Consider the following 16541-nt stretch of genomic DNA (forward strand, 5'->3'; position numbering starts at 1 on the left):
ATGGCCGGCTGGAAGACCATCGTCGTCCTGCTGCTGCTCGCCGCCGGTCTCGGCGGCTTCTTCTACTACGACACCTACTGGCTGAACCCGCGACGCGAGAAGGCGGAGTCCGCCAAGGGGCGGATCTGGACGGTCGAGCCGAAGGACGTCGAGGCGGTCACCCTGGTGCGCCCCGACGGCACCGTGCGGCTGAAGCGCACCGGCGACGGCTGGGAGATGCTCGAGCCGGTGAAGGCCCGCGGCGATCGGGCGGTGGTGGACGACCTGGTGACGACGCTCGCCACCGCCCGCATGGATCGTGAGATCGACGCCAACCCGGCCAAGCCCGCCGACTTCGGCCTCGACCCGCCGCAGACCGAAGTGCGCCTCGAGGTGAAGGGGCAGGCCCAGCCGCTGGTGCTGACGGTCGGCAGCAAGAACCCGACCGGGGTGTGGGTGTACGCGCGCGAGGGGGGCAAGCCCGCGGTCATCACGCTCTCGGAGAGCGTCTCCCGCGACGCCACGCGGCCCGTCGCCGATTTCCGCGACCGCAGCGTGATCGCCTTCGACCGGCGCAACGTCACCGGCATCGACCTCGACGTCGAGGGCGACCAGATCAGCCTCGCCGCCGACGAGCCGGGCAAGTGGCGGATCGTCAAGCCGCGCGCCCTGCGCGCCGACCCCGACATCATCGCCGAGTTCCTCGACAAGCTCGAGGGCGCGAAGGCCACCGAGTTCGTGGACGACGCGCCGAAGTCGCTGCAGCCCTTCGGGCTCGACAAGCCGGCGCGCGTGACCCTGTGGATCGGCAAGGACAAGGACCGCTCCTCGCGCACGCTCCTGGTCGGTCGCGCCGCGCCCGACAAGAAAGGCGTCTACGTCAAGCGCGACGGCGAGCCGGGGGTCATCCTCACCGCGGACGCGCTCTGGACCGCGTTTCCCAAGAACGTGGCCGCCCTGCGCGACAAGGTCGTGGTGAGCTACGCCTACGACAAGCTCGAGAAGGTCGAGGTCGACCACGGCAAGGACGTCATCGTCATCCAGAAGGACGGCGCGGGATGGAAGCTGACCGCGCCCGAGGCGCTCCGGGCCGACAGCGGGGCGGTGACCCAGCTGCTCTGGAAGGTGCGGGACCTGCGCGCGCTGGCGTTCCTCTCCGAGTCGCCGGGCGACGCGGGGCGCTTCCTGAGCCGTCCGGAGGTCGTGGTGAAGCTCTGGGAAGCCGGCGCGAAGGAGCCGAAGTCGCTTCTGCTGCAGCCCTCCGCGGAGAAGCGCGGCGGCAAGCCCACCGCGGTGGCCGCGGTGCAGGGAGAGGGGCCGGTGATGCTCGTCGAGGGCAAGGCCCTGGCCGAGCTGACCCCCGCCGTCTCCGAGCTGCGGGACCGCACGCTCATCCCCGCGTTCGAGCCGAGCGAGGTGAAGCGGGCCCGCGTGACCGGCGGCGACAAGCCCCTGGTCGTGGAGAAGAGCGGCGAGAGCGAGTGGAAGCAGGTCGAGCCGGTGAAGGGCGGCACCAAGGAGGGCAAGGTCGCGAGCCTGCTCGTCTCGCTCCGGGGCCTCCGCTGGAAGGAGATCGCCTCGAAGGGCGGTGACGACGCGAAGTTCGGCCTCGATAAGCCCGAGCTCGAGGTGACGGTGTGGAAGGCCGACGGGACCGAGCTGGCCACGCTCCTGGTCGGGCGGACCGACGGCGCGGTGACCTACGTCAAGCTCAAGTCCCAGCCCGGCGTGTACGCGATGTCCAGCAAGGACCTGGAGGACGTGCGCAAGGCTCGCGCCGAGATCCCGGCTTGACCGCCCCCTCCGGGCGGCCCAGAATACGGTCATCCGCCGGTTCGTCGGAGGGGATATGAAGACGGTGGCCGTGGTGCTGGCTCTGGTCCTGCTGTCGATGACGCCCGTCGTGGCATCGGCGGGAGACGTGCTGAAGCCGACCGTGCTGGCTCCGAATCCCTTCGCGATGACCCCGCCGCCGGCGGCGGTCACTCCCCAGCCGGATCGCGGCGTGCCCGTGCGCCCACCGCATCGCCCCCGCTACCCACCCCCGATCGTGACCAGCCCGTGCTGCGCCGCCGGATACTGGGCGTATCAGTGGGTGCCCACCACCTACACCACCTACGTGTGGGTCCCCGGCTACGTCACCGAGAGCGGGATTCTCGTGGGCGGCGGCTATCAGCCCCAGGTCGTCGCCGGAGGGTACTACCAGCAGGTCTGGATCGGCTACTGATGGCCGAGGGGCTGTACCTGAAGCAGGTCGAGCTGGGCCCGATGCAGAACTTCGTCTATCTGATCGGCGACCAGGCGAGCCGTGAGTGCGTGGTGGTGGATCCGGCCTGGGAGATCGACGGCATCGCCGACCTCATCGCGGCCGACGACATGCGGCTGACCGGCGTGCTGGTCACCCACACGCACCAGGACCACGTGGGCGGTCACCTGTTCGGGCACGACATCCCGGGCGTCGCCGAGCTGCTGGCTCGGCATCCGACCAAGGTCTACGTGCACCGGGCCGAGCGCGAGTTCCTCAAGGGCTTCGGCTCGGATCTCGTCAAGGTCGAGGGCGGCGACACCCTGCAGGTTGGCGCGATCCCGCTCACCTTCGTCCACACCCCCGGGCACACTCCGGGCTCGCAGTGCTTCCTGATCGACGGCTGCCTGATCTCGGGCGACACCCTCTTCATCCGCTCGTGCGGCCGCACCGACCTGCCCGGCAGCGACCCGAGTGAGATGTACGTGTCGCTCACCCAGCGTCTGGGCGCGCTGCCCGAGGAGACGGTGGTGCTGCCCGGTCACAACTACGGCGGCTCGCAGACCACCATCGGCGCCGAGAAGCGTCAGAATCCGATGATGCGGTTCGCGTCCATGACCGAGTTCCTGCAGGTCATGGGCGGCGGCCGCGTCGGCCGCACATAGCCCGCTCCGCCCTCCTCATCGTCAACCCGGCGGCCGGCGGGGGCCGCACCCGGCGGCTGTGGCCGCGGCTGAGCGACACGCTGGCCCGCCGCGCGCTCGCCTTCGAGGTGGCCGAGACGCGCGGGCCCGGCCACGCCACCGCGCTCGCCGACGAGGCCGCGCGCGCCGGCGTGCCCTTGGTGGTCGCGGTCGGCGGCGACGGCACGCTCAACGAGGTGGTCAACGGGGTGACACCGCTGCGCGAGAGTCACCCGGCGACGGTGGGCGCGGTGATGACCGGGCGCGGCCGCGATGCCTGCCGCAATCTCGGCCTGCTCCGCGATCCGCACCGGGCGGTGCGGCGACTGGCGGAGGGGCACGTCGTCTCGCGCGATCTCGGCCTGGCGGCGTGGCCCGGCGGCCGGCGGTTCTTCATCGCGGCGGTCGGGGTCGGGTTCGATGCGCTGGTTGTCCGCCGGGCCGGAACGGCGGGCGGGCGGCTGCGCTATCCGGCCGCGGTGCTCGCCAGCCTGCGTGACTACCGGCCATCGCAGGCGGTCGTCGACGGGCCGGCCGGGGAGTCGTGGACCGGCGCGGCGGCGAGCGTGCTCGTGTGCAACGGGTCGCACCTGGGCGGCGGCATGCGCATCGCGCCCGCCGCCCGCGTGGACGACGGCCTGCTCGACGTCGTCGTGCTGGGGGGGCTCGGTCGCGCCGAGCTGGCTCTCTGGCTGCCGACCGTGTTCTGGGGCGGCCATCTCGCCAACCGGAAGGTGCGCTCCTGGCGCGCTCCCGCCTTCCGCGTGGACATGCCCGGGGCATCGTCGCTGCAGCTCGACGGCGAGCTCGCGGGCGGCCTGCCGCTCGAGATCACCGCGCAGGCGGGCGCGCTCCGGCTGCTCGTCTAGACCGCCGACATCCCGCCGTCCACGAACAGCACCTGGCCGGTGACGTAGGGCGAGCACGTGGCGAAGAAGCGCACCGCCTGGGCCACGTCGGCCGGGGTGCCGTGGCGGCCCATCGGGATGCGGCGGGCCAGGCGCCGGCCCGACTCGCGGGGAAAGCCCTCGGGCAGCAGCACCACCCCCGGGGCCACCGCGTTGACCTGGATGCGGGGCGCGAGCGCGGCGGCCAGGCCGCGGGTCAGCATGATCACGCCCGCCTTGGAGACGCCGTACGGCACGTAGCCCGGCCACGCGCGCACCGCGCCCACGTCGGCGATATTGACGATGCGTCCGCCCCGTCGGCCCATCAGCCGTGCCGCGGCCTGGCTGCAGAAGAAGGGCGCGCGCAGATTCACCGCGATCAGCCGGTCGAACTGCGCGGGGGTGGTGGTCTCGACCGGCGTGCGGAAGAAGACCGCCGCGTTGTTCACCAGGATGTCGAGCCGGCCCAGCCGCCGCGCCACCGCGGCCACGAGCGCGCGCGCCTCCGCCGGCCGGGCGATGTCCGCGCGCAGCGCGACTGCCCGCACCCCGCGCGCCCGCAGCTCGCGCTCGGCCGCGCGCGCGGCCGCGGCGGAGCGCCGGTAGCCGATCGCCACGTCCGCGCCCGCGTCGGCGAGGGCGCGCGCGATCTCGAGCCCGACGCGCTGGGCGCCGCCGGTGACGAGGGCGACGCGGCCGGTCAGTTCCTTGACTTGCCCGGGGGCGTATGGTCTCATCGGCTGGATATGTCCGGTAGTTTTCGCAACTGGATCAAGGTCCGGTTCATCACCGGGCTCTTCTCCACCGTCCCCGCGATCGCCACCGCCTGGCTGCTGTGGGTCTTCTGGAACGCGATCGACGACTTCTTCTCCCCGGTGTACACGCAGATGATCGGCCGGCGCATTCCCGGCCTGGGCTTCCTGACCGCGCTGGTGATCATCTTCATCATGGGCCTCATCGCGCGCAACGTGTTCGGGCGCCGCGTGCTCGCCCGGATCGAGATGCTGTTCGACCACGTGCCGATCTTCCGCAGCATCTACCCGTCCGTGAAGCAGCTGCTGGAATCCTTCTCGCCCCAGAAGCGCAACTCGTTCAAGGCGGTGGTGCTCGCCGAGCATCCGCGCAAGGGCGAATACGTGTTCGGGTTCGTCACCTCCGAGCTGCTGATCGAGGGGGTCGAAGGGAAGCGCCAGATGGTGACGGTGTTCGTGCCCACCAACAACCTGTACCTGGGCGACGTCATCGTGGTGCCGAAGGAGGACACGCTCCCCACCGGGCTCACCGTCGAGGAAGGCATCCGCATCATCCTCTCCGCCGGGACCGCCACCCCCTCGCGGCTCCCGCGCGAGCGGCTCTGATCACGCGGCCGGGCGGATCGACGCCAGCCAGGCCGCGATCGCCTCGCCCAGCGGATAGAGCTTCCCGAAGAAGAAGTGGTCGGCGCCCTCGATGACGCGCTCCTGCGCGCCGGTCGCTTCGGCGAGCCGATGCAGGGCCGCGGCCGGGCAATAGTCGTCCCGCGTTCCCGCGGTGAGCAGGACCGGCCCCCCGCCGCGCCCGAGGAAGGCCCAGTCGTACATGCCGAGCGGCGGCGCGACGAGGCCGAGCGGGGCGTCGCCGGGCCGGGTCGCCCGGGCCGCCGCGTGCGCTCCGAAGGAATAGCCGATGACGCCGACCGGAGCGCCGGCCGGGAGCCGAGCCGCCAGGGTGGCCATGGCCGCCCGGACGTCCTGCTCGCCGAGGCCCTTGTCGTGGATGCCTTCAGAGGCCCCGACGCCCCGGAAGTTGAAGCGCAGGGTCGCATAGCCGGTGGCCCGGGCGACTTCGGCGGCCCGGATCACGACCGGGTTGTCCATATCGCCGCCGTAGAGCGGGTGCGGGTGGCAGAGAACGAACCCGCCGACGGGAGTGTCGAGGCCTTGAAGGCGCGCTTCCAGGCTCGGCCCGCCCGGAACCGCGACGGTGGTCGCTTCTTCCATACGATTCCCGACCTTAGGGGCTGGCTCGGGAATATTCAAGGGCCGGCTGCCGTCACAGCCTACAGGTATACTTTTCATGATGCCGTCACCCGGATGTCTCTGGAATCGTCCCCGGCTCGAGCGCCTCGTGGATGGCGGGCTCGGCCCGTGGATGGGCCGGTGGGCCGCGCAGCACGTCGCAGGATGCCGGGGCTGCGGGCGCGAGGTGGAGCGCCTCCGGGAGCTGCGGGCTCTCATTCGGAGCGCCGAGACCGATGTCGCGGATCCGGACTGGTCTCAGTTCTGGCCGGCCGTTCGCGTCCGGATCGCCCGGGAGACGCCCCCACCGGTTCGCGACGCCTGGTGGCTGCCCTACTGGAAGCCGGTCTGGGGTCATCCCCGAGTGGCCCTGAGCGGGCTGGTGATCTCCACGCTGGCCATCGTCCTGGTGTTCTGGCCGAGCGTTCACGCTCCGGTGTCGCGGGCGATCGCCGCGCCCGTCGAGGTGCAGGACGTGTCGACCTCGGATCCGAACCGCAGCGTGATGGTGTTCTCGAACCCGGATGACGACGTGACCGTGATCTGGGTGTTCAACCCCGCCGAACAGGACGAGCAATCGTAGCCTCCGCGCCGCGCGGCGCGGACCCCGCTACTCCTTCAGACCGGCCAGCCGCTCCTTGGCCAGCGGCGCCTCTTCGGATTGCGGGAAGTGGTCGACGAGGTATTGCAGCCTGGACTGGGCCAGCGCGGTCTGCTTGAGCTCGACGAGGGCGAGCGCCTCCTTGTAGAGCGCGGTCGGCACCTTGCTGCCGCGCGGGTACGCGACCACGACCTTCCGGAACTCCTGCACCGCCTGCTCCATGTTCTCGCGGGCCTTGTCCGGCTGGCTCGCGGTGGCGCGGGCCATGCTGAAGTAGGCCTCGCCGATCCAGTACTGCGCGCTGTCGGCGAGCGGCGAGTCCGGAAAGCGGCGGAGGAAGTCACGGAAGCCGGAGACGGCGAGAGGGTAGAGGCCCTTGCTGAAGTCCAGATACGCGGCCTGGTAGCTCTCCTCCGCGGACGCGCCGGCCCGCGCGGGGGCCGGCACCGCGGCGATCGCCGGCGCGGGGCCGGGTCCCGCGCCGGTGCGCGCGGGCGGGGGAATCGCGCCGGATCCCCCCGAGGGAGCGGCGCCGCTCGACGGCGGCGGGGCTGCCGACGGAGCCGGCTGGCGCGCGAGGGTTTCCACCCGCTGCGAGAGATCGTCGATGCGGGCGGAAACGCGCGCGACGTCCTGCGACAGCGCGTCGAGCCGGGAATTCAGGGCGGAGAGCTGCTTGTTGGTCTCGGCGGACTGCTCGCGGGTGCGTCGATCGATCTGGCCCACCACGGTTTCGGTGTCGCCGCGGCTGCGGTGGACGTTGAGGGTGAGCGAGTTGAGGTCCTGGCGAAGCTGGGCGACGTCCTGCTGGAGCGCATCCCCGGAGACGTCGGCGCAGCCCCCGACGGCCAGCGCTCCGGCCGCGAGGATCGCGGACGCAACGAAGGGGAGCCGGTGGCTCCCCTTCGTCAGCGTCCTGCGCACGGAATGGTCCCCGATCGGGTTCAGCGAGACTTGGTCAGGAAGTGCGACCGCCGGTTCCGGGCCCAGCAATCCTCGGTGTGCTCGGTGCAGACCGGGCGCTCCTTGCCGTAGGAGATGATCGTGATTCGGCTGGCCTGCACCCCCTGGGAGACGAGGTAGTTCATCGTCGACTTCGCCCGGCGCTCGCCGAGGGCCAGGTTGTATTCGTTGGTGCCGCGCTCGTCGCAGTGGCCCTCGATCAGCACGAGGTTATCGTTGGTCTTCAGCCACGCCGCGTTGGTGTCGAGGATCTTCGCGTCGTTCGCACGGATGTCGTACTTGTCGAAATCGAAGTAGACGTCCTTCAAGTTCGCGTTCTCCGCGAACTCGCTCGGGCGCGGAGGCGTGGCGGGCGCCGCGGTCGCGGGCGCGGCCGGGGCCGGGGTCATCGAGGGCGTGGATGGGCTCGACGGCGCCGGGGAGGATGGAGCCGGCGTGCCGGTCGGAGCCGGCGCCGAGGCCGCGGTCGTGGCGGGCCGCTTCGGGCACCCCACGAGGAATAGAGAGAGGGCGAGGACTGGGATTGCGAGCAGCTGCGCGCTTCCCCATCGATGCGCCATGAGTCACATCCTCCTTGTTTTCTTCGTCAGAATCAGTGCGCCCCGCGCTTCACCGAGTCATCCTATCACGGAAGACGCGGTGACCAAGAAGCACTTGTTGATTCGCCGGCTCCTCGCGGCAGCGGCTGCTGCTCGCTGCCGTCGGCCAGCATCGTGTAGAGCTGATAGTTGCCGGAGCGATTGGACTGGAACACGAGATGTCGCGCGTTGGGCGCCCACGAGGCGCCCTCGTTGTTGCCCGGGCCCGCGGTGAGGCGACGCAGGTTCGATCCATCCGGGCTCACCGCCCAGAGGTCGAAGTTCCCCTGTCGGGAGGTGAACGCGATGGTGTCGCCCTTCGGCGACCAGCGCGGCTGGGTGTTGAAGCCGGACTGGGTGACCCGCCGCACGTTGGCTCCCTCGGCGTCCATGACGAAGACGTGGGCGCCGCCCGCCCGCTCGGAGACGAAGGCGATCTCGCGCCCGGTGGGCGACCAGGTCGGCTCGGTATCGATGCCCGCGTAGGTGGTGAGCCGACGGAAGGCGCCGGTGGCCAGGGTCAGCAGATACACCTCGGGGTTCCCGTCGCGCGACAGGGTGAGCGCCACCGTGCGGCCGTCCGGGCTGAAGGCGGGCGTGGTGTTGATGCCGAGGAAGCCGGCGAGCACCTGGACCGGCCGGTTCTCGAACGGGAACATACGGTAGAGGTACGGGTACCCGCGCATGTACGACGTGAAGGCGAGCGAGCGGGTGTCCGGGCTCCACACCGGCGAGAGGTTGATCGAGTTGTTCGACGTGACGCGGGTCGGGTTCGCCCCGTCGTAATCCATCATGTGCAGCTCTTTGTGGCCCGACACCACGCCGACGTACGCCATCTTGGTGTCGGCGATTCCCAGCTCCCCGGTGAACTGCATCACCACCTCGTCGGCGATCTTGTGAGCGAGGCGGCGCGCCTGGTTCGTCGGCATCTCGACCTTCTTGCTGCCGATCAGCCGGAATTCGGGAGAGGTCAGGTCGTGCAGCCGCATCTCGACCTCGGCGCGGTCGCCCCGCAGGGTGAGCAGGCCGTGCAGGCCGGCGTGCGCGCCCGCCGCCGCGAAGTTGCCGAAGGCGGCGCGCAGGGCGGCGGGATCGCCGGCCGCGATGGGCGGCACCTCGGTCACCACGCTGAAGAGCGAGGAGAACGTGAGGTCCCGGGCCGTCACCAGGGGCAGGCTCTTGCCGAGCCCGGCGGGGTCGGTGCCCGCGACCAGCGTGAAGTTGGGGATCACGATGTTGAGCTTCTTGGCGCCGGTGGCGAGCACGTTGAGGAGCACGTCGGCGGCCTGCGATCGCGCGGCCGGCGGCGAGGAGAGCGCGCCGACGAGCGCGGCCAGCACCACCAGGGCCGCCAGCGCGCCGAGCGGACGTCCGGGACGCATCAGGTTGTGCATGACTCACCCATGTCACTGTCAGCCACGACGTAGATCGAAGGTGAACAGGATGCGGAGCGACGGCTTCGTCCAGTCGTCTGGCAGTTTCGGAAAGGGACTCGCGCTCATGACCGCGCGGAGAGCCGCGTTGTCGTAGAACGCGTTGCCCGAGCTCTTGTGGATGGAGGGCGGCCCGATGGAGCCGTCACGCTGGATCTCGACGTAGATCTGCGGCTTCTGCGGTGGCTCCGCCGGCTGGTTCTGGCGCTGCCACTCGAACTCGACCTTCTGCAGCACCTGACGCAGGTACCACGCGTACGGGAAGTCGCCCACGTCCAGGGTGAGGGCGCCGGACCCGGTCACGACGCCGGTCGGCGCGCCGAGCGACGCGGACTCCTGCGGGCGCGCCGACTCGGCGGTCTTCTCGCCGCGCTTCGCTCCCGACGGCGGGGTCGCCAGCGGCGGCAGCTCCTTCTCGCCGGGGCGAGGGAGCGTGGGCGCGCGCGGGGGCAGCGGACGCGCGGTCGGCAGCGACGGCGCGGGCAGGCTCGGCGTCTCGCGGGGCGGCGCCTCGCGCGGCGGGGTCGGCGCCTTCGGCTGAGGCTCCGGGTCGGGCGGACGCGGGGCGACCGGCGCCTGCGGACGAGGGGCGACCGGCGCGACCGGCGCGTTGGGAACCCCGACCGCCGCGACCATCGGCACCAGGTTGACGACCTGGACCTTCTCGGGTCGCCAGCCGCTCCACATCACGAACGCCATGATCCCGCCGAAGAACAGGATGTGGCCGAGCGCCGAGTAGAAGATCGCGGCCATCGGCAGGCGCCGCCCGCTCAGCGCCGGTCCGAGCCGCCGCAGGCCGGGATCGGGGCGCGGGCCAGGACGCGGCCCCATCGGGTAGCGGCGGGCGGCCATCGTGGTGCTCATCGAGCGCGGGACGGCTCCGTGACCATGCCCAGCTTCTCGATGCCGGAACGGCGGATGCGGTCCATGGTCTCGACGACGAAGCCGTACTGCAGGGCCTGGTCGGCCCGCAGGTACAGGGTCTTGTCCTGCCGGTTCTTGAACAGGTCCCGCAACGACTGCTCGAGCGACGCGAGGGAAACCAGCTTGTCGTTGACGTAGATGGTCTGCTCCTTGGTGAGCGTGAGGACCATCCGCTCCTCGGTCGCGGTGGGCTTGCCGGCGGTCTTGGGCAGGTTGACGTCGATGCCGCGGTACATCAGGGGGGCGGTGAGCATGAAGATCAGCAGCAGCACGAGCGTCACGTCGACGAGCGGGATGATGTTGATCTCGGCGAGCGTCCCGCCGATGCGGTAGCTGCTACCGTTGTCGGTCTCGTCGACCTTAATGGCCATCTTTGGACACCCGCGCCGCCTTCTGCACCGGACGGGCGAAGGCGTTCAGCAGGTCCAGCGTGAAGCCTTCCATCTCCATCGCCCAGTGCTTGGTGCGGTTCACGAAGAAGTTGTAGCCCATGACCGCCGGGATGGCCGCGCCGAGACCGGCCGCGGTCGCGATCAGGGCCTCGGAGATGCCGGGGGCCACCACCGCGAGGTTGGCCGAGCCCTGCTGCCCGATGCCCTGGAAGGCGGTCATGATGCCCCACACCGTGCCGAACAGGCCGATGAAGGGCGCCGAGCTGGCCACGGTGGCGAGGAACGGGAGGTAGCGCTCCATGCGCCCGATCTCGGAGGATCCGGCGCGCCGGAGCGCCCGGCTCGAGGCGTCGAGCCGCTCGGAGGGCAGCCCCTCCTCCGGGTCGTCGAGCACGTGGTCGACCATGTCGGCGCTGCCGTAGGCGGTGACCAGCTCCTGACCCGCCGCGACGTAGAGCTGGGCCAACGGGCTGTCGCGATGCTTCTTCGCCGCCGCGTACACCACCGAGAAGCGGCGAGCCTCGCGAAAGATCTGCCGGAAGCGGAGCGACTCGCGGCGGATCTTGCGGAACTCCCACCACTTCTCGACGATGAGGGCCCAGCAGACGACGGAGAAGATCGCGAGCAGCAACAGGATGAACTTGGCGACGGGTCCGGCGCTGAGGACGAGATCCGCAACGCCGCCGTTGACGCTTCCTGGCCCTGGCACTCGGGTCTCCTTCTCGGGTGGGTGAATGATGACGATGCAGAACTATTTTCATTTGATGATACCGGAGCGTTTTTCGGAGTGTCAACAAATTCGGAGGGAAAACGCCTGAAAAGTCGCTGAATTATTGACAGCCCCGACCCGCCGCCGTATAAGCCATCTATGTTCCATTCGCCGGGCCCGATCGCGCTCCACGTGGGGCCGATCGCGCTCCGCTGGTACGGCGTGCTCATGGCGCTGGCCATGGCGCTGGGGCTGTGGCTCGGCCATCGCGACGCGCGTCGACGCGGCCTCGATCCCGAGAGCCTGCTCAAGGCGGCCGAGCTGGCCCTGCTGGGCGGACTCGTGGGGGCCCGCCTCTACTACGTGCTGTTCAACCTCGACTACTACAGCCAGTTTCCGGGAAAGATTTTCGCAGTCTGGGAGGGCGGTCTTGCGATCCACGGCGGGGTGATCGCGGGCGTGCTCGTCGGTGGGGCGTACGCGTGGCGTCGGCATCTGCCGCTGCGTCAATTCCTCGACGTGGCCGCGCCCAGCCTCGCGCTCGGCCAGGCGATCGGCCGGTGGGGGAACTTCTTCAACGAGGAAGCGTTCGGACGTCCGACCGATCTGCCGTGGAAGCTCTTCATATCGCCGCCGAACCGGCCCCTGCAGTACGCGCAGTCGGAGTTCTTTCACCCGACCTTCCTCTACGAGTCGCTCTGGGACCTGGTCGTCTTCCTCCTGCTCTTCTTCGTGCTGCGCGACCGGCTGAAACGGGCGCCCGGCGCGCTGTTCCTGGCCTACCTGGGCCTCTACTCCGTCGGCCGTCTCTTCACGGAAGGCCTCCGCATCGACCCGCTGATGCTCGGCTCGCTCCGCATCGCGCAGGTGGTGAGCCTGGTCGGCATGGCGGTGGCGGCGGTGGGCGTGCCGCTCCTGTTGCGACAGCGTCAGCGTCCCGCCTGACCGTCGGCCGCCCGGGGTGAAGCGCTATGCGAGCCGCGACGGTCGGGTTCGGCTATTCGTCGGCGACAGCCGGCGGCTCGGCGGAATCGCGACGGGCAGCGTCGGGGTCATCGTGACCTCTCCTCCGTACTGGGTCCGCGGCCGCGGCCGGGCCCGGGCCGAGCGCTACGCCCGGGAGCTGGCGGCAGGCTTCGCCCGGGAGTGGCGCCGCGTGCTCGCCGACCGTGGCGATCTCTGGCTCGTCATCGGCGACCGGCACGACGGCATCGAGTGGGTCGGCGTCGACGCGCTCGTGGCCGCGGCCCTGAGACGGCGCGGCTTTCGCCTGCAGTCAAAGGGACTGTGGGCGCAGGTGCGCTCGCGCGAGCGGTGGGACAACCGGGTCAACTATCTCCTGCGGTTCCGGAAGGCCGACCGACCGGTGCGTCCGGACGGTCACACCCTGTGCTGGGCGCTGCCGCTGCCGCGCTCGCACCCGGAGAGCCTGTGGGACGCGACGCCCGACCCGGTGCTCCGCGGGATCTTGGAGATGTCCGCCCGGCGGGGCGCGGTGCTCGATCCCTTCGCGGGCGCCGGGACGGTCGGGCGCGTCGCGGTCGCGCTGGGGCGCGAGTGGATCGGGGTCGAGCGCGACCCTCAGATGGCCTCGCTGGCCGCGCGCCGGCTCCGCCTTCGGCCGGTCGCCGAGGCGGCGCGCTCAGCGCGCCGGACCGCCCAGTAGCTCGCGGACCAGCCGGCGCAGCGAGGCCTCGTCGAAGGCGGTGGCCCGTCGCTCCGGCGCATGCGCCTCGGTCTTCAGGCCGGTCTCGCTCACGATGACGCAGATGGTGCCGCCGGCATCGACCGCGCGGTCTCTGAGGAGCCGGCGCAGGACCGCCAGCGCGGCCACACCGGTCGGCCCCGCCCAGATGCCCTCCGTTCTCGCGAGCAGGCGCTGGGTCTCGAGGATCTCCTCGTCCTCGGCGTCGCCGGCGACCCCGCCGGTCTCGTTCAGGATGCGCAGGACCCAGTCACCCTTGCGGCCCGGATTGCCGGCGGCAAGCCCCTCCGCCACCGTGTAGCCGATCTTCAGGGCCTCGAGGGGGCGCTTCTCCCGCCACGCGCGCGCGATGGCGTTGGCGCGGGTGGCCTGGGCCGCGACCATGAGCGGCCGCCGCGGGATCCAGCCGAGGCGCTCCATCTCGACGAAGCCCCGATGGGTGGCAATGAAGGTCTCGCCGACCGCGGTGGGGGCCACCACCACGTCGGGCACCCGCCAGCCCGACTGCTCGGCGATCTCGTAGGCGAGCGTCTTCTTGCCCTCGTGCTTGTAGGCGTTGCGGGAGGCGCCGCAGTCGCAGAAGAGGCGCTCCTCGACCAATCGGTCCCACAGCGTGATCAGGTCGTCGTAGACGCCCTGGTAGAGGACCAGGTCGGTCGCGGCGGCGGCCATGTGCAGGAGCTTGGGGGCCGAGGTGCGCTCGTAGGCGAAGATCAGCGAGCGCAGCCCGGCGCGCGCCGAGTAGGCGGCGACCGACGAGCCCGCGTTGCCGGAGCTGACCACCGAGGTGGCGCGGAAGCCGAACTGCAGCGCCGCGGCCACCGCGGTCGGAGAGGAGCGGTCCTTCACGGTGCCGGTGGGATTGCTGCCTTCGAACTTCACCTGCAGACGTCGCACCCCGAGCGCTCGGCCCAGCGCGGGGCAATCGAGCAGCGGGCTCGCGCCTTCGCCCAGGGACACCCGGTGCGCCGGATCCGCGATGGGCAGGACCGGGGCGTAGCGCCAGAGCCCGTGGCCCTCGAAGACCGCGGGGCCGGCCGCGCGGAGGGCCTCCCAGTCGTACTGCAGCTCGAGGAGGCCGTGGCACGCCGCGCACTCGAGGCGATAGCCGAGATCGTACGCGGCGTCGCAGTCGATGCAGCGGAGTGCCGTCGCGTACGAGCGGGCGGTCATAGCACGGAAATGATCTCTTCGATCCGGTGGCGGAGGGTGTGCTCGGCGAGGGCGCGCTTGCGGGCCCGCTCCCCGATGTCGCGCGCCTCGTCGGGATGGGCCAGGTAGTAGTCGAGCTGGCTCCGCAGCTCGGCGAGGTCGTGATAGACCACCGCTTCCTCACCGGGGGTGAAGAGATGGCCCAGCTCCGCCTTGTCGTCCACCACCTGGCACGCCGCGCTCGCGGCCAGCTCGAACGCGCGGGTGTTCACCCCCACGATGTCGTTCATCGGGTGATGGTGATTCAGGGACAGGGTCGAGCCGGAGTAGACCGCGAGCTTGGCCCGGGCCCACACCGGTCCGCCCGCCACCATCGCGCGCACCTCGGGGAGATCCACTCGGTCCCAGCCCGCGCCCCACAGGCGCAGCGGGTAGCCGCGCAGCTCGCGCACGAAGCGCTCGCGGTAGGCGTAGGCGCTGCCCACGAAGCTCAGCGGCCCCGCGTAGCGCCGCTGCTCCTCGGCGGTGAGCTCGACCGGATGGTGGATCTCGGGCACGCAGTACATCGGCAGGTAGTGCAGGTTGCGCAGCCCGGCCTGCTCGAGCGCGCGCAGGGCGTAGCGCTCCTTGGTGAAGAAGGCGTCGTAGGCCTCGATGCACTCGAACGGGATCATCCAGAGCGGGTTGTCGGGGAAGACGTTGAGGAAGCGCGTGTCGATGCGCGCCTTCACGCGCCGGACCAGGCCGGGGGTGACCGGCCCGCCCTTGATCACCAGCACCAGGTCCGGCCGATACGCCACGCACGCGCGCTCGAGACGGCGGAGGATGAAGAGCTGGTAGGTGGCCTTGGTCGAGCGGTTCTTGTAGAGCGGGTTGTCCCGGCGATAGGCGAAGGTCCGCGCCTCGTGGCCCATGGCCACCAGCTCGTCGCGGAAGTCCACGCCCATGTGGCCGGGCCGGGCGAACGGCAGGACGATCAGCCAGCGCACGAGCCGCAGCGTATCACAGCGGGGCGGGCGGTCCGGCGCTCGCCCCGCCGGTCAGGCGAAGGCGGGACGGACCTCCTTCGCGATCAGCTCGAGCTCGCGCATGATGTGCCGGTGCGGCATGCCCGGGAAGAACACGCGGCAGATGAGGTGGGTCATGCCGTACTCGGAGACGAAGGGCTTGAGCGCGCGGACGACCTGGTCGGGACCGCCGATGAGGAAGCGGTCCTTCATGAGGGCGTCGAGGTCGGTGGCGATGGAGGCGTCGATGAACGGATGCCGCCAGCCGCCCGCGTACTCCTTGCGGTAGGAGATCATGATGTGCTTCTCGGCCAGCTCGCGCGCCTCGCGATCGGTGTCGGCGATGATGACGTCGCGGGTGAGCGGCCACTCGGTCAGCGCGTCGGTCCGTCCGGCCGCGCGCCGGTCGGCGATGAAGCGCTGCTTGCCCGCGAGCAGGCGCGCCAGGTCCGCGGTGGGGCCGGGCACCCAGTTGTCGGCGAGGGTGGCCGCGCGCCGCAGCGTGATGTCACCCCAGCCCCCGATCCACACCGGCGGATGCGGACGGGTGAGGGGCTTCGGCTCGAGGCGGCCGTCGACCCGATAGTAGGTCCCGGCGAACGAGACCGACTCCTGCGTCCACAGCCCGCTCATGATCGCGAGCTGCTCCTCGAAGCGGGCTCCCCGCTTCTCGAGCTCGACGCCGTAGAGCGCGAACTCGTCCGGCTTGTACCCGATGGCGACGCCGAGCACGAACCGCCCGCCCGACATCACGTCGAGCATGGCGGTGTCCTCGGCGAGCCGGACCGGGTGGTAGAACGGCGCCACCAGGATGTCGGTGCCCAGGCGCATGCGGCTGGTGCGGGTGGCGAAGCCCGCCAGCACCGGAAGCGGCGAGGGCCAGTAGTGGTTGGTGACCGAGTGATGCTCCTCCATCCACACCGAGTCGAAGCCGAGGTCTTCGGCGCGCACGACCTCCTCGAGGGCGTCCCGGTAGTAATGGCCGCCCTCGATCGGGATGAAGCCGACCTGGAGTCCCGCCACCGCTAGCGGTCGCTCGCGAGCCCGCCGTTGACGCCCCAGTTCGACTTCTCCACGTCCTGGAACACCACGTGGACCTGGTCGGCGGTGGTCTTGCCGATCTTCACCATCGCGTCGGTGATGGCCGCGACGATCTCGCGCTTCTGCTGGTCGGTGCGGCCGGCGTACCACTGCACGGTGATGTTGGGCATGGAAGCCTCCTCGGGTGTCGGGGTTACTTGAGTCGCCGCACGTCGTCGGGGAAGTTGGAGCTGAACGAGTAGGAC

Annotated in this window: 20 protein-coding genes; 8 read left to right on the top strand and 12 right to left on the bottom strand. The window is 70.8% G+C overall.

All coding sequences use genetic code 11. The features are described 5' to 3' along the window. The 4 genes from VKN16_10425 to VKN16_10440 are packed head-to-tail and all read left to right on the top strand — an operon-like array spanning position 1 to position 3776. Positions 1 to 1773, top strand: coding sequence for a DUF4340 domain-containing protein (locus tag VKN16_10425; GenBank protein HME94619.1), 1773 nt, complete (start codon positions 1 to 3; stop codon positions 1771 to 1773). A gap of 55 nt (positions 1774 to 1828) precedes the next feature. Beyond that, positions 1829 to 2206 carry a hypothetical protein gene (locus VKN16_10430; GenBank protein ID HME94620.1) on the top strand — a complete coding sequence of 126 codons (378 nt, stop codon included), beginning with the start codon at positions 1829 to 1831 and terminating at the stop codon, positions 2204 to 2206. Next, positions 2206 to 2889: an MBL fold metallo-hydrolase gene (locus tag VKN16_10435; protein HME94621.1), complete on the top strand. Its 684-nt coding sequence runs from the start codon at positions 2206 to 2208 to the stop codon at positions 2887 to 2889. Before VKN16_10430 ends, VKN16_10435 begins: the two co-directional genes overlap by 1 nt. 17 nt (positions 2890 to 2906) lie before the next feature. Beyond that, complete coding sequence (locus VKN16_10440; GenBank protein ID HME94622.1) at positions 2907 to 3776, top strand: diacylglycerol kinase family protein; 870 nt, start codon at positions 2907 to 2909, stop codon at positions 3774 to 3776. Here VKN16_10440 and VKN16_10445 read toward each other — a convergent pair. Next, entirely contained in the window at positions 3773 to 4531 is a 759-nt protein-coding gene (locus VKN16_10445; GenBank protein HME94623.1) for an SDR family oxidoreductase, read from the bottom strand. The two genes, VKN16_10440 and VKN16_10445, sit on opposite strands and share 4 nt — an antisense overlap. A gap of 9 nt (positions 4532 to 4540) precedes the next feature. Between VKN16_10445 and VKN16_10450 the strand changes: the two genes are divergently transcribed. Beyond that, complete coding sequence (locus tag VKN16_10450) at positions 4541 to 5152, top strand: DUF502 domain-containing protein (protein HME94624.1); 612 nt, start codon at positions 4541 to 4543, stop codon at positions 5150 to 5152. Here VKN16_10450 and VKN16_10455 read toward each other — a convergent pair whose 3' ends face one another. Next, positions 5153 to 5773, bottom strand: a complete 621-nt coding sequence (locus VKN16_10455) for a CocE/NonD family hydrolase (GenBank protein HME94625.1) — start codon at positions 5771 to 5773, stop codon at positions 5153 to 5155. It abuts the gene before it with no gap. Positions 5774 to 5849: 76 nt separating this feature from the next. Between VKN16_10455 and VKN16_10460 the strand changes: the two genes are divergently transcribed. Then, entirely contained in the window at positions 5850 to 6374 is a 525-nt protein-coding gene (locus VKN16_10460) for a hypothetical protein (GenBank protein HME94626.1), read from the top strand. Between the two features lie 27 nt (positions 6375 to 6401). Here the strand turns inward: VKN16_10460 and VKN16_10465 are convergent, their stop codons facing one another. The 6 genes from VKN16_10465 to VKN16_10490 form a co-directional block, all read right to left on the bottom strand. Then, positions 6402 to 7316, bottom strand: a complete 915-nt coding sequence (locus VKN16_10465; protein ID HME94627.1) for a tetratricopeptide repeat protein — start codon at positions 7314 to 7316, stop codon at positions 6402 to 6404. A gap of 20 nt (positions 7317 to 7336) precedes the next feature. Next, positions 7337 to 7744, bottom strand: a complete 408-nt coding sequence (pal, locus tag VKN16_10470) for a peptidoglycan-associated lipoprotein Pal (protein HME94628.1) — start codon at positions 7742 to 7744, stop codon at positions 7337 to 7339. A gap of 236 nt (positions 7745 to 7980) precedes the next feature. Further along, the gene (tolB, locus tag VKN16_10475; GenBank protein HME94629.1) at positions 7981 to 9327 is read right to left on the bottom strand and encodes a Tol-Pal system beta propeller repeat protein TolB; all 1347 of its coding nucleotides are present in this window, start codon (positions 9325 to 9327) and stop codon (positions 7981 to 7983) included. A gap of 18 nt (positions 9328 to 9345) precedes the next feature. Then, positions 9346 to 10230, bottom strand: a complete 885-nt coding sequence (locus VKN16_10480; protein ID HME94630.1) for a TonB family protein — start codon at positions 10228 to 10230, stop codon at positions 9346 to 9348. Continuing rightward, entirely contained in the window at positions 10227 to 10661 is a 435-nt protein-coding gene (locus VKN16_10485; protein HME94631.1) for a biopolymer transporter ExbD, read from the bottom strand. The genes VKN16_10480 and VKN16_10485 overlap by 4 nt, the downstream gene beginning before the upstream one ends. Continuing rightward, the gene (locus tag VKN16_10490; GenBank protein ID HME94632.1) at positions 10651 to 11391 is read right to left on the bottom strand and encodes a MotA/TolQ/ExbB proton channel family protein; all 741 of its coding nucleotides are present in this window, start codon (positions 11389 to 11391) and stop codon (positions 10651 to 10653) included. The genes VKN16_10485 and VKN16_10490 overlap by 11 nt, the downstream gene beginning before the upstream one ends. Positions 11392 to 11550: 159 nt before the next feature. Here VKN16_10490 and lgt point away from each other — a divergent pair, with 159 nt between their 5' ends. Together lgt and VKN16_10500 are read left to right on the top strand one after the other, a co-directional pair. Then, the gene (gene lgt, locus VKN16_10495; GenBank protein HME94633.1) at positions 11551 to 12336 is read left to right on the top strand and encodes a prolipoprotein diacylglyceryl transferase; all 786 of its coding nucleotides are present in this window, start codon (positions 11551 to 11553) and stop codon (positions 12334 to 12336) included. A 16-nt stretch (positions 12337 to 12352) separates the two neighbouring features. Next, positions 12353 to 13057, top strand: a complete 705-nt coding sequence (locus tag VKN16_10500) for a site-specific DNA-methyltransferase (protein HME94634.1) — start codon at positions 12353 to 12355, stop codon at positions 13055 to 13057. On the opposite strand, the gene VKN16_10505 is transcribed toward VKN16_10500, so the two are convergent. The 4 genes from VKN16_10505 to VKN16_10520 are packed head-to-tail and all read right to left on the bottom strand — an operon-like array spanning position 13034 to position 16466. Continuing rightward, on the bottom strand, positions 13034 to 14269 hold the full coding sequence (locus VKN16_10505) for a threonine synthase (GenBank protein ID HME94635.1): 1236 nt from the start codon (positions 14267 to 14269) through the stop codon (positions 13034 to 13036). The two genes, VKN16_10500 and VKN16_10505, sit on opposite strands and share 24 nt — an antisense overlap. Further along, positions 14266 to 15237: a glycosyltransferase gene (locus VKN16_10510; protein HME94636.1), complete on the bottom strand. Its 972-nt coding sequence runs from the start codon at positions 15235 to 15237 to the stop codon at positions 14266 to 14268. The genes VKN16_10505 and VKN16_10510 overlap by 4 nt, the downstream gene beginning before the upstream one ends. A gap of 51 nt (positions 15238 to 15288) precedes the next feature. Beyond that, complete coding sequence (locus tag VKN16_10515; protein ID HME94637.1) at positions 15289 to 16278, bottom strand: LLM class flavin-dependent oxidoreductase; 990 nt, start codon at positions 16276 to 16278, stop codon at positions 15289 to 15291. A 2-nt stretch (positions 16279 to 16280) separates the two neighbouring features. Next, positions 16281 to 16466 (bottom strand): 4-oxalocrotonate tautomerase family protein, encoded by a 186-nt coding sequence (locus VKN16_10520; protein ID HME94638.1) that lies wholly within the window; start codon positions 16464 to 16466, stop codon positions 16281 to 16283. Positions 16467 to 16541: the final 75 nt, after the last annotated feature.

It is taken from the genome of Candidatus Methylomirabilota bacterium, assembly GCA_035315345.1.
Classification (GTDB): domain Bacteria; phylum Methylomirabilota; class Methylomirabilia; order Rokubacteriales; family CSP1-6; genus CAMLFJ01.

What these genes read in the sequence shown, in the direction of transcription:
- VKN16_10480 (HME94630.1), bottom strand. Translation starts at nt 10,230, where the DNA reads ATGAGCACCACGATGGCCGCCCGCCGCTACCCGATGGGGCCGCGTCCT.
- tolB (HME94629.1), bottom strand. Translation starts at nt 9,327, where the DNA reads ATGCACAACCTGATGCGTCCCGGACGTCCGCTCGGCGCGCTGGCGGCC.
- VKN16_10435 (HME94621.1), top strand. Translation starts at nt 2,206, where the DNA reads ATGGCCGAGGGGCTGTACCTGAAGCAGGTCGAGCTGGGCCCGATGCAG.
- VKN16_10460 (HME94626.1), top strand. Translation starts at nt 5,850, where the DNA reads ATGATGCCGTCACCCGGATGTCTCTGGAATCGTCCCCGGCTCGAGCGC.
- VKN16_10445 (HME94623.1), bottom strand. Translation starts at nt 4,531, where the DNA reads ATGAGACCATACGCCCCCGGGCAAGTCAAGGAACTGACCGGCCGCGTC.
- VKN16_10505 (HME94635.1), bottom strand. Translation starts at nt 14,269, where the DNA reads ATGACCGCCCGCTCGTACGCGACGGCACTCCGCTGCATCGACTGCGAC.
- VKN16_10450 (HME94624.1), top strand. Translation starts at nt 4,541, where the DNA reads ATGTCCGGTAGTTTTCGCAACTGGATCAAGGTCCGGTTCATCACCGGG.
- pal (HME94628.1), bottom strand. Translation starts at nt 7,744, where the DNA reads ATGACCCCGGCCCCGGCCGCGCCCGCGACCGCGGCGCCCGCCACGCCT.
- VKN16_10430 (HME94620.1), top strand. Translation starts at nt 1,829, where the DNA reads ATGAAGACGGTGGCCGTGGTGCTGGCTCTGGTCCTGCTGTCGATGACG.
- VKN16_10520 (HME94638.1), bottom strand. Translation starts at nt 16,466, where the DNA reads ATGCCCAACATCACCGTGCAGTGGTACGCCGGCCGCACCGACCAGCAG.
- lgt (HME94633.1), top strand. Translation starts at nt 11,551, where the DNA reads ATGTTCCATTCGCCGGGCCCGATCGCGCTCCACGTGGGGCCGATCGCG.
- VKN16_10425 (HME94619.1), top strand. Translation starts at nt 1, where the DNA reads ATGGCCGGCTGGAAGACCATCGTCGTCCTGCTGCTGCTCGCCGCCGGT.
- VKN16_10485 (HME94631.1), bottom strand. Translation starts at nt 10,661, where the DNA reads ATGGCCATTAAGGTCGACGAGACCGACAACGGTAGCAGCTACCGCATC.
- VKN16_10455 (HME94625.1), bottom strand. Translation starts at nt 5,773, where the DNA reads ATGGAAGAAGCGACCACCGTCGCGGTTCCGGGCGGGCCGAGCCTGGAA.